The organism is Staphylococcus pseudoxylosus, from assembly GCF_003697915.1.
Classification (GTDB): Bacteria; Bacillota; Bacilli; order Staphylococcales; family Staphylococcaceae; genus Staphylococcus; species Staphylococcus pseudoxylosus.
Map to the genome: position 1 here is coordinate 1 of NZ_RCVN01000003.1, position 11347 is coordinate 11347.

At 31.3% G+C, this 11347-nt stretch carries 12 protein-coding genes; 5 read left to right on the plus strand and 7 right to left on the minus strand.

Annotation, left to right across the window (positions count from 1 at the left end; genetic code table 11):
- Positions 1-182: 182 nt before the first annotated feature.
- Together D9V42_RS03085 and D9V42_RS03090 are read right to left on the minus strand one after the other, a co-directional pair.
- Positions 183-1625 carry a sucrose-specific PTS transporter subunit IIBC gene (locus D9V42_RS03085; RefSeq protein ID WP_107556355.1) on the minus strand — a complete coding sequence of 481 codons (1443 nt, stop codon included), beginning with the start codon at positions 1623-1625 and terminating at the stop codon, positions 183-185.
- Between the two features lie 125 nt (positions 1626-1750).
- Positions 1751-2326: a peptidoglycan recognition protein family protein gene (locus D9V42_RS03090; protein ID WP_107556356.1), complete on the minus strand. Its 576-nt coding sequence runs from the start codon at positions 2324-2326 to the stop codon at positions 1751-1753.
- A 229-nt stretch (positions 2327-2555) separates the two neighbouring features.
- Here D9V42_RS03090 and rsp point away from each other — a divergent pair, with 229 nt between their 5' ends.
- Both rsp and D9V42_RS03100 read left to right on the plus strand, forming a co-directional pair.
- Entirely contained in the window at positions 2556-4655 is a 2100-nt protein-coding gene (rsp, locus tag D9V42_RS03095; RefSeq protein WP_122063018.1) for an AraC family transcriptional regulator Rsp, read from the plus strand.
- Positions 4656-4800: 145 nt separating this feature from the next.
- Positions 4801-5148: a DUF4889 domain-containing protein gene (locus D9V42_RS03100; protein ID WP_122063020.1), complete on the plus strand. Its 348-nt coding sequence runs from the start codon at positions 4801-4803 to the stop codon at positions 5146-5148.
- Positions 5149-5280: 132 nt separating this feature from the next.
- On the opposite strand, the gene D9V42_RS03105 is transcribed toward D9V42_RS03100, so the two are convergent.
- Positions 5281-5640, minus strand: coding sequence for a DUF3139 domain-containing protein (locus tag D9V42_RS03105; protein ID WP_107555343.1), 360 nt, complete (start codon positions 5638-5640; stop codon positions 5281-5283).
- 385 nt (positions 5641-6025) lie between these two features.
- On the opposite strand from D9V42_RS03105, the gene D9V42_RS03110 reads away from it, so the two are divergent.
- The 3 genes from D9V42_RS03110 to D9V42_RS03120 all read left to right on the plus strand — a co-directional run bounded on the left by D9V42_RS03110 (position 6026) and on the right by D9V42_RS03120 (position 7533).
- Positions 6026-6466, plus strand: a complete 441-nt coding sequence (locus D9V42_RS03110; protein ID WP_017723260.1) for a MarR family winged helix-turn-helix transcriptional regulator — start codon at positions 6026-6028, stop codon at positions 6464-6466.
- A 236-nt stretch (positions 6467-6702) separates the two neighbouring features.
- Entirely contained in the window at positions 6703-7071 is a 369-nt protein-coding gene (locus D9V42_RS03115) for an Hsp20 family protein (RefSeq protein WP_107555342.1), read from the plus strand.
- Between the two features lie 27 nt (positions 7072-7098).
- Positions 7099-7533, plus strand: coding sequence for an Hsp20/alpha crystallin family protein (locus tag D9V42_RS03120; protein WP_107555341.1), 435 nt, complete (start codon positions 7099-7101; stop codon positions 7531-7533).
- An 84-nt stretch (positions 7534-7617) separates the two neighbouring features.
- Here the strand turns inward: D9V42_RS03120 and D9V42_RS03125 are convergent, their stop codons facing one another.
- The 4 genes from D9V42_RS03125 to nreA form a co-directional block, all read right to left on the minus strand.
- Positions 7618-8784, minus strand: a complete 1167-nt coding sequence (locus D9V42_RS03125; RefSeq protein ID WP_107555340.1) for a nitrate/nitrite transporter — start codon at positions 8782-8784, stop codon at positions 7618-7620.
- Positions 8785-9162: 378 nt separating this feature from the next.
- Entirely contained in the window at positions 9163-9816 is a 654-nt protein-coding gene (nreC, locus tag D9V42_RS03130; protein WP_107529987.1) for a nitrate respiration regulation response regulator NreC, read from the minus strand.
- Between the two features lie 20 nt (positions 9817-9836).
- Complete coding sequence (locus D9V42_RS03135; protein ID WP_122063022.1) at positions 9837-10871, minus strand: sensor histidine kinase; 1035 nt, start codon at positions 10869-10871, stop codon at positions 9837-9839.
- A 9-nt stretch (positions 10872-10880) separates the two neighbouring features.
- On the minus strand, positions 10881-11333 hold the full coding sequence (nreA, locus tag D9V42_RS03140; RefSeq protein WP_107529989.1) for a nitrate respiration regulation accessory nitrate sensor NreA: 453 nt from the start codon (positions 11331-11333) through the stop codon (positions 10881-10883).
- Positions 11334-11347 lie beyond the last annotated feature (14 nt).

An 11347-nucleotide genomic window follows, 5' to 3' on the forward strand; every position in this document is an offset into this window, starting at 1 on the left:
TACAACGGTATAACCATACTGCACCATACGCATAGCGTATGGTTTTTTTATAAAAAAAAACTGTCAACAAAGTTGGAAAATTTGTCGACAGTCTGGGACTAATCCGCCTTCATACGGATTAGTCTTTTATTTTGTTAATGTAACTTTTGTACTACTATTCATCTTAATATATCTTTATACTACTATGTTTCAATATTTTTATTTTTCTTTCTATATGACAAAGCATAAGTTACGCCAAATGCTACGATAAATGCAATGATCATTGCTATCCCGTAATGTAACCAACCATTATTTTGACCACTAATAGATATAAATCCTGGTATACCTGCAGTACCTAATGCAATCGCTTTTACTTTAAAGCATGCTATATAGGCAGAACCGATACCTGAACCTACAATGGCACCGATAAATGGATATCTTAGCTTCAAGTTCACACCAAACATGGCTGGTTCTGTAATACCTAGTAGCGCAGATACACCTGCAGCGGATGCGACACCTTTTAATTTTTTATTTTCTTTTATAATAAAGAATGCTGCAAGGGCAGCCGCTCCTTGTGCAACATTAGACATTGTTGCAATCGGGAATATAAATGAACCACCTGTTGAAGAACTGTCAGCGATAAGTTGAGTTTCAATTGCAATAAAACTATGATGCATACCTGTAATCACGATCGGCGCATATAACAAACCAAATATAAGCCCACCGATAGCACCACCAAATTCATATAGCCACGTTAAACCGTCTGATAACCAATATCCTAAAGTACGTGTTAACGGACCAACAAATGAAAATGTTATAAAACCAGTTGATAATATTGCTAATAAAGGTGTTAATAAATTATCTAATACGGTTGGTATAACTTTCCTTAGGCCTTTTTCAATTGTTGCAAGAATATATGTAGCTACTAGCATTGGTAATACTTGGCCTTGGTATCCTACTTGATTAATTTCAAGTCCAAATAAGTTCCAATGAGGAATCTCTTTACCCGCTTCTAATGCTTTTGGATAATCATAAGCACTCATCAATTCTGGATGAACCAATATCATTCCAAGTGCTGCTCCGAGGTATGTATTACCTCCAAATCGTTTTGCAGCACTAAAACCAATGAGTATAGGTAGTAATGTAAACGGCGCATTAGCAAAAATGTTAATCATTTCAGCTAAGCCACTAAACTGATTTTGTACTTCTATTAATGATTGATTATCATAAAAAATACCAGGTGCAGTTAATATATTATTGATACCCATAAGTAAACCACCAGCTACAATGGCTGGTATGATTGGAACAAAGATATCTGAAAGCATTTTCACAAACCTTTGAAAAGGATTCATGTTTTTAGTGCCTTGCGCTTTCACATCTGACACCGAAGACGCTTCTTTGCCGGTAATCTTTTCTAATTCACTAAACACTTTATTTACCGTACCAGAACCAATGATAACCTGAAATTGTCCCCCTGTTGAAAACGTACCTTTTACAACATCCATATCCCCTAATGCCTTTTCATCAACCAACCCTTCATCCTTTAACACAAGTCTCAAACGCGTTGCACAATGTGTCATTGCTTCAACATTATCTTCCCCACCAAGCGCTTGCAATATATTTTCTGCAGCCTTTTTATAATTCATTATATAACCTCCTTTTGAACGGAACCGGTACCAAAAAACTTTATAATCATATTGTAATCGGTTCCATTAAATAACGCAATCCTATTTTTGTATATTCTTTGTGACTAAATTTAAAGTGTTAATTATTAGCCAACTACTGACATATCACTCTCTTTTATATTGACGTAATAAGATTTAATCTTGTCTATAAAATAGTCCTGTAGCATTTTCATATTGTCTTCATTTGTAGGTGCATTATCCAAATGCATTGACCAAGCTCTTGCAGGACATTCCGTATCATAAAACATTTTATGCAGCTTTACGGTCTCTCTATTTACTGGTAACTGATATTTTTTCAATAGTAATGCTGCAATCCAATAACTCGCTTCTTCATTCTTCATAAATTGTTCATCAGACAATATGCCATTCATTTTTGATTGGCAACGTTCGATACCTATATAATGCTCATTCGCAAAAGTATTACCACAGTGCCATTCTACATATGGAGATGGATGAAACCAATAACATGTCTGCTTATCAACATATGCACACGCCCACCCTTTTTCCAATTCATTATTATCTATCCTTTGTTGTAGCCAAACGATATAATCCTCTGCACTATTATTTTCTGCATCGTCATGTAACACGACACCTAATATTTCAGATTTTAATTCCGTTATTTTAGATGCTTGATTGTAAAATTTAGAATAAATGTGTTTCATTTTTAAAACCTCCGTGGCAAATAGAACAATATGAATTTTTAAGTTGATTTCTCAGAAAAAATTATCTACTCATCAAAATACATTGTTCAAAATTTAATTTTTAACATCGAATCTCTTTATAAGATTAAAAAATATTTATATTTAAAGGATTAAAATTCATAACTTTTTGTAATATAATGTATTTTGAACAATATACCATTTTAAATTATTATCAGGAGTTGCCTTTACTATGAATAGTACAACTTTGTGTATTCATGAATTTCTAAACACTCATACACAACGATGTATACATCAAGTCATACTTTTATTTTCATTAAACAATAAGCTAGATGTTACCCTAAATGGCCATCCATTATCTGCTGAAAACCATATCATTATCATAAATCACAATGATTTATATCACATTTCAGATTCTGAACAAGTAGTAGAAATGTGTATACCTATCCAACAATTTACAAAAACAATTAAAAATTTCTTCAATTTTTACTATAACTATAAATTGTTAAATTCCAATGAATATCTTAAGTTCCAAATCTTAACGATGATTCAACAGTTGAGCCAATGTGGACCTACTGAGTCACCTATACTCAATGAAATTATAACTATAATCAATAAGGAAGCAAAAATAGAACATGAGTTTACTCATATTCCATCTATTTGCACAGAAAACGTCTTATTAAACGATATAACTGAGTTTATAAAAGCTCATGTTACTCAAGCACTTTCATCCAAAGATGTTTCGAGTACGTTTTATATTTCTGCGCCTTATATTTCTATACTGTTTAAGAAATATTTAGGTATTAGCTTTAAACATTATATAACTAGCCTTAAGATTGCTTTATCACTCGCTGATCTTATTCAAACGAAACACGCAATTTATCATATATCTGAACATTATGGATTCAATCATTATTCAAATTATATTCATCAATTTAAATTTTTCTTAAATATGACACCTAATGAATTTAGAAAATCAATACATGCTTCACACCAAAACAACATTGTACTAATCAATAATGATTTGAATAGGTTCATGCCTCAAATTGATTTAATAACTAAAGAAAAGCCTGTCTCATCAAATCAATTACGGATTGATACTAAGCAATTAGACTTTAAGGATTTGGCGAAACGCCCTACTATCTTTATTCATATAGACAGTTTAATGGATATTATTCAGTCTGACTTTAATTCTAAATTCAGTTTTAAAGATTTAACTGATGCTTACGTATTAATTAATAATATTAGAAATCTCTCGTTAGAAAATTTAAGTCTCACTGGTATGATTGATTTTATTGATTCACTATTCTCTGATTATATTGGTATTGCACTAAGAATAAAATCTATGTCACAGTTTGATTTTATCGAAAGCTTAATACTGCAATTTTTAAAATTCAAACCAAAATATGCAAAACATCAGCAGAATTATAATTTCCTAATTCTCTTTGATACCTCTCATTTATCATTAAACGAAGTGAATCGATTATATATTAAAATAAAAAATCTGAACTTTAATATAAAAATGGCTATTACCATCGAAGGTGTAATGAACCAGGTTAATTCTTTAAAAAATGCTTTCACACTACTCCAAAGGTTTAACTTTGATTATTATTTTATTGATATAGAGCAAGTACAAGTTCGAAATCTATTAAATAAAAAAGGCGAAGGATTTAATAATTCAATGAGTTATTACGCTTACTTTAATAAAGTAATTAAAGCTTCACATATTGATACATCAAAGTTTGTATACACAAAAATTACAAAGCAATGCTTCAAGTTTTACGAAGAAAGCCATCCTTTAGAAATAGCTGATTTAATGTGTCATATGCTTATTTTGTTAAATAGAGGTTGTGGTGTCGGGTACGAATTAATGCGTAAAGAGAAAGCTGATGTCGCTTTGATGAACAGTCATGGAATTTATGAACCCCTAATGTATATATATCAATTTATTAGACCTTTTATTGGCAAATCAGTTTCTATCCATAAAAACTTTATTATACTCAAGGAAAAAGAAGAAATGCATTTACTTTTATTCAATTCCATAAACCACCGTACTTCACCAAAAGAAGTACTTCATCTGGTCTTAAAAAAAACTATATTAAATTCAAAAATCACATTGTTCATACAGACATTAAACCGTGAACATGGATTTATTGACTATGCTTTGCCACCTTCATTCAACGATATATATATCGAAAGATCATTATTACGATATATTGAACAATCCACTATACCAAAAGCAGAAATTAAACAGTTTACAGAATTTAAAAATAGCTTAGAATTTATTTTGCATCATGATGAACTAAAATATATTCGTATATTACCATCTTAACTTTTCATATTTTAATTACGATAAACTTAACAAGCTTTAAAATTAGTAACATACGTTTAGCTAAATCATGGTTTGTACTTTCGATTGCATAAATTAAATATTTTAGATATAACAGAAGAAAATAGATATAAAGGAGAATGATACTTTGAAAAACAGTAAAATGTTCGCAATTACTATAAGTGCATTAATGTTAATTGTTGCTATTGTATTGATTATTATGATGTTATCGAGTGGTCAAAAAGAAACTTATTATGGCTATATGAAAAATGAAACAACCGCCGATAAAATAATAAGTGAAAAAGATCATAAAATAGAAAAAGATGTTAAGTTACCGGCTGAATCAGGGTTTTCTCCTAAAAAAGGAGATTTCGTTAAGTTAATTAAGGCTGAAGGGGATGGCGCTTTTAGTAAAATGGAGGTTGTCGATCATGACGACATTCCTCATGGTTTAATGATGAAAATCCATGACATGGATGGCATGAAAGGCATGTAAGCTTTGTGCTATAACCTCAATGCAAAAACTTATACATGCACATCTCTCATAACATGCTAATATATAAAAAATGAGGAGAGGTGGGGACAAATAATTAGTCCCTGCCTCTCCTCATTTATTAACAATGTATTCCTATTTATCTTTAGGCTTATAATCTTCCTTAAATTCGTTATGTTTAGCATCTTTGATATTTTTATTGGTTTCACTATCAAAACCTTGTACTAAAATACCTTTAAATGTACTAATTGGTTGCACTGTATACGTATGTTCTGAATCATCTTTAAATTTAACTTGTTTATAATATAAACCCTTTTTAGCACTATACAATGTTTTCTCGGATTCAATTTTTTCAGTTAAATTTTGTTCATCCATATAATGATCTACTAGTTCTAGATTTTTATGTCCCTGATATGTTCTCATGCCAAAGAAAAATACAATAGCAATAATCAGTGACACCACTAATAGACCTATGATTTTAAAAAATGTTTTCATCATTAATCTCCTTTAGTTAAAACGATAACTTTCTAACTGATAGATGAGTAGTTACGCCCCTCATTAACGCCTTATTACACCTTTTTTATATAATAAAACACATAATATTACCAGTATGACTGATTACAAACCATTTATAAAGTCATATAGACTTTTTGTAACAAAATCTCCTTAAATTAATTTCAAACCTAAGATCATTTTTTATCTTCTAAAAGCATACTTTATTAATTTAAAAGCACTTCATATTACAGTACTTTTTCACTATATTGTTTCTAGTTAAGTAAACGTCGATAAATATTATTTTTTTAATAGAAAGAGGTGCGCAACCGTTCCTTGACAACAACCATAGTTCATAATATGGTTAAATTTCAAAAGGGGTGATTAAATGGAGGAAAAAGACAGCTACTTAGAAAGACAACTATGTTTTCTTTTTTATGTGTCTTCTAAAGAAATCATTAAGAAGTATACGTCTTACTTAAAAGAATTCGATTTAACATATACAGGCTATATTGTGCTACTTGCAATTAAAGTAGATGAAAAACTCAATATTAAAACGCTTGGCGAACGTGTTTATTTAGATTCAGGGACACTTACACCTTTACTTAAAAAACTTGAGAAAAAAGGCTATGTAACTAGAACACGTGAAATTGATGATGAGCGTAACCTACAGATTGCACTTACTGAAAAAGGTGCAAATGTTAAAGAACCACTCTCTAAAATATCAAAACGTGTGTTTAGCGAATTCGATATGGACATGGATGAAGCTATTAATCTAAAAGAAACATTACAACACTTCGTTAATAAACATTTTTCTAAAGATATTTAATCTGTCAGAGGTAAAGTTAAAGTTAGAAGTTCTAGTTTTCATGTTATTATTTTTAACTTTACTTGCCTCTTACTTAAATCTTTTTACTACGCCCCACTCCGTCACAACCCCACCAATGGTACTAACTCAATCAAGCTAATATTTAACTCTTTTTTATTTTTACATAGTTTGACTTTGACTTTCTTTGACTAACGTATTATACTGTATTTGTAAGATAAAAGGAGAGGTGAATAGAGATGATACAAAGCACTAACAATCTTACTAAAGATTTATTAGAAAGTTTAGTCTCAGACCATCACGATTTCAAAGTAACTGTACACCAAGCACAAGATAGCTATACAGTTGAAGCTGAACTTCCTGGTTATCAAAAAGATGATATTACTATCAATTTCGAAAATAAAACATTAACTATACTAGCAAAACGTGCGTCTAATTTAGAACAACAAGGTACTTATTTAATTAACGAACGTAATTCTAATAAGCAAAGTAGACAGTTTATCTTTAAACATATAGACACAAATAAAATAAAAGCATCTATGAATGACGGCATCTTAACGATAAAACTGCCAATCAAGCAAACAAAGACACAAATTTCAATCGACTAAATCTAAAAAATTAAGGAGAGATATATCATGGCTTTTGATAAAAAACCGTATAACAATCCATTTTTCGAAGGTGATCCAACCGAATTATTTAGAGATTTTGGACGTCAATTTTTTGAAAACTTTCCTGAAACTTCAAGCATTAAATCAGATGTGAGAGAGTTAGACCATGCCTTCACCATCGAAGCTGAACTCCCTGGTTTTAAAAAAGAAAATATCAGTTTACAATTTGAAAATGACACTTTAACAATTGAAGGTCAGCAATCAAACGATAATAAAGAACAAGATGAAGATGGTCGCATCCTTCATCAAGAACGGACTTTTAGCGATGTTAAACGTCAATATCCTTTTGAAAATATAGATGAAACTGCTATTAAAGCATCATTTGAAAATGGTATATTAAATGTAACACTACCTAAAAAAGAACAAGAAGAACACTCAGCATCAAATATTCAAATAGATTAATATAGTCATTTTGTTGGCTACTGATAATCTTTATAAGATAAATTTAAAAGCTGAAGTTAGATGAATGATCTAACTTCAGCTTTTTTATAATGTCGGATTTAATTTTTCACGTTTCATAATATGAATCATGGTAACTAAAGCAATCACTCCGAATATAGCCAATAAGATAAAAGAGAAATGACTGGTTCCAGTGAGACTTGTTACATAAGCTATGACTAATGGTGGGAAGAAACCGCCTAAGCCCCCCATCATCGAAACGATACCATTAGCTGATCCAGCCTCTTTTCCAAAATAAGTTGGCACGAGCTTAAATATTAGGCCATTACCGACGCCTGCGCACATACTAATAAGTAAACATCCAATTGTAAATAATAAGATATGATCTGATAGACCTAGCGTAATCGCACCTATAATCATTAATATAAAGTCACAAATTAGTAAAGTTACAGCATTAAACTTATCACCTAATACGCCCCCTAGCGGTCTTAGGAAAGTTGCTAATGCGATAAATACCCCTGCTCTTATACCAGCATCAACTTCGCTGATGCCAAAATTTTGTACTAAGAAATTAGGTAAAAACAATCCAAAAGCTACGAATGAACCAAATGTAATAAAATACCACAGTGATAAATAATATAATCTTAAATCTTTCATCAATATTTTATATTGTTTAACTAAAGGGACTTTAATTTTTGGTTCTTTACTGTCACCTAACAGAAACATAAAAATTGCAAAAAGTACGATGACGATTAAATAACCTCTAACTGTTGATTGCCAACCTATGATACCAGCAATCGGAGGCGCTAAGAATGAAGAAATGGCAGTTCCTATATTTCCCATCCCATATATACCATTTGCTAATCCTACGCGCTCTTTAGGAAAATATTTAGGAATAGATGTCACACCTACTGAAAATACAGCACCACCTACACCAAGAAAGAAACCTGACGCCATTAACATCTTAGGTGATTGTGCATGGCTTAGAAAGTAAATCGGAAATAATAATATGATAAAACTACAAAAGAATACCCATTTCGCACCAATAATATTTGTTAAATAGCCAAAAGGCACTCTTAAAATAGAACCTAATATAACAGGAATAGCTAAAATAATAGAAAGTTGGCTACTTGTTATATGTACATCCTGAGAAATAAAAGGCATTAGTGGCGCAATAATACTCCATGCCATGAACCCTACAACAAGACTTAAAGACTGCAATGTTAGTTGAAAACCACCACTTGCTTTGTTCATTCATTTCACCTTCAATTTATAATTATTTTGATAAATTAGGCCAGTATTTGCATATAGTTGAAGTGCTGTATTTCTCTATGACAATTATAAATATTAGCACCGGTGTAATATGAGTAAGTATAAACGTTTCTATTAGCAGAATACTGACCACATTATTATTATAAAATCTTTGTGAAAAATTGAACATAAGGATTATCCCTTAACAAATAGAGGAATTTCCCTACTTAATTGAGGGGATTCATATAAGAAAAATATACTTAGAATTTAAAGTTATCCACGATTCCTCCTTTTATTTAATAAGTCCTAATCAACAAGAAAGAGCCAACCTACGCCTGATTATTTAGGCAATTAAGTTAGCTCATTTATATAAGTACTATTTTAAAAATCAATCAATTTTTTCTTCATGGCATATTCTACTAATTCCGGCTTTGATTTTAATTCTAATTTTTGCATGATATGTGTTTTATGTGCCTCGACTGTTTTCACAGAAACAAATAACTTCTCAGCGATATCTTTGTTCCCATAACCTTTTGCTATTAAAGGTAATATCTCTATTTCACGTTTTGATAAAATTTTATAAGGATCCGTTGTGGTTTGCTTATCGTTCCCTGAATTATTCACGAATTCATTGACTAACGATGTCGTCAATTTCATATCTACATATGTTTCACCTTTAAATACTGTTCTAATTGCTAGTATCAATTGTTCATCTGGGGCATTTTTTAAAATATAACCTTTAGCACCATTTCTCAATACGTGAAATAAATATTCTTCATCATCATACATTGTTAATATTAATATTTTTGTATCTGGAAAACTTTCTGTAATTTTACTTGTTGCTATAAGCCCTGACTCGCCAGGTGGCATACTTAAGTCCATAATTAGTACATCAGGCTTGTACTTCATCACTTTTTGATAAGCTTCCACACCATCTGCTGCAGTCCCAACGACTTCCATATCTTCTTGATAATTTAATATCATTGAAAATCCAGTACGCACAACTGCATGATCATCCGCGATAACTATTCTCAAAATTAATGTCTCCTTATCCCCTATATTGGAACTTCTAATGTAACAATTGTGCCTCGACCTATTTGAGTATCAATATTTATCTGAGCATTTACGAGTTCTGCACGCTCGTTCATACCATAAAGTCCCAAGCCAGTTCCCTTTGGCTGGTCTGTCTTTATAAATCCATTGCCTCTGTCTATAATTTCTGCAATTAGTTTACCGTGACTAACTTGTACCTCAACTTCAATTGTATCAACATTTGCATATTTAATGGCGTTAAACAAAGCTTCTTGTACTATTCTATAGACTACAGTTTCAATTTCATTATCAAACCTACGCATCGTTAAATTAGATTGATAGATAATATTGATACCATAATTTACTTCTACCTGTTTTAAATATGTCTTAAAGGCTGCGTCTAATCCTAAGTCATCTAATGAAGATGGTCTAAGTTCTACAGATAAATTACGTATATCATCAATTAATTTAGACATCAACCCTTCTATACGCTTAGAACCATTAACCAACTGCTCTATTTCTTGTTGATATTTTAAGAGTCTTAATTCAACATCTATATTTAACATTTCTTGTACTACACTGTCATGTAATTCTCTAGATATTCGTTTTCTTTCATTTTCTTGAGCAGAAATTGTTTTTTGCATCATTTTTCGTTGATACATCTTATCATGTCGTTCTATTTGCGGCGACACATTTTGTAACGTGAACGCTTTAATTCCTTTGGATTCGTCAATTGTTTGATAGGTAGCTGCAAAAGGCTCAACTGTACCACGTGTCGTTTTCATAAATACCTGAAAGCTTGTATTCCCAACATTTTCAGCTTCTAAAAAGCAATATCTACAAGATTGCAAATCGAATTCATTAGTATAACCCTCACAATGATTACATATGACATTGGTCATGCCTTCATAGTCATTATCCAATGAGATAATATCACTTGCTGCCTGGTTCATTGCAATCACTTGGCCACGATTATCGACAAATACAATTTTTTCACTCGTATTGTTAAAGTATTGCATTAATAATGCTTCCATATCTAGCTGTTGATTGCTTTCCATTATAATCACCTAATCTTCTTCATTAAATATACCCAATTTACTTTTAAGTGATATGCTTTTATATGTTTTGGGCAAGGGTTGTTGATTTCGCTGACCTAGTAGCAAAACACCATAAACTTTCTTTTCATACCATAATGGTATGGCAACCATCGCTGTTAATAACTCACAAAGGACGATAGGATATTTATGTTGTTCATGTGAAGATAATAATTGCCCTACATTTTCTATCACCATACGCTTACCCGTCTTCATCACATTACCTGCTAATCCTTTTCCTTTGCGCAGTACAATTAATTTATAACGATTATTTAAATTTCCAGAGGCGTAGCACCATTTAATTGGCGAAATATCACTTTCTTGCTCATAAAATGCGATTGCAGCAAAATCAAATCCTTCTTCGATTCGAATTGAGTCTAATATTGATTGGTAATTAATACTTTCTCTTAACGATAATGCATTCAACTTATCGCCTCCAT

Bases quoted from the DNA above. Each gene is read 5' to 3' on its own strand.
- D9V42_RS03085 (WP_107556355.1), bottom strand. From the start codon at position 1,625: ATGAATTATAAAAAGGCTGCAGAAAATATATTGCAAGCGCTTGGTGGG.
- D9V42_RS03090 (WP_107556356.1), bottom strand. From the start codon at position 2,326: ATGAAACACATTTATTCTAAATTTTACAATCAAGCATCTAAAATAACG.
- rsp (WP_122063018.1), top strand. From the start codon at position 2,556: ATGAATAGTACAACTTTGTGTATTCATGAATTTCTAAACACTCATACA.
- D9V42_RS03105 (WP_107555343.1), bottom strand. From the start codon at position 5,640: ATGAAAACATTTTTTAAAATCATAGGTCTATTAGTGGTGTCACTGATT.
- D9V42_RS03110 (WP_017723260.1), top strand. From the start codon at position 6,026: ATGGAGGAAAAAGACAGCTACTTAGAAAGACAACTATGTTTTCTTTTT.
- D9V42_RS03115 (WP_107555342.1), top strand. From the start codon at position 6,703: ATGATACAAAGCACTAACAATCTTACTAAAGATTTATTAGAAAGTTTA.
- D9V42_RS03120 (WP_107555341.1), top strand. From the start codon at position 7,099: ATGGCTTTTGATAAAAAACCGTATAACAATCCATTTTTCGAAGGTGAT.
- D9V42_RS03125 (WP_107555340.1), bottom strand. From the start codon at position 8,784: ATGAACAAAGCAAGTGGTGGTTTTCAACTAACATTGCAGTCTTTAAGT.
- D9V42_RS03135 (WP_122063022.1), bottom strand. From the start codon at position 10,871: ATGGAAAGCAATCAACAGCTAGATATGGAAGCATTATTAATGCAATAC.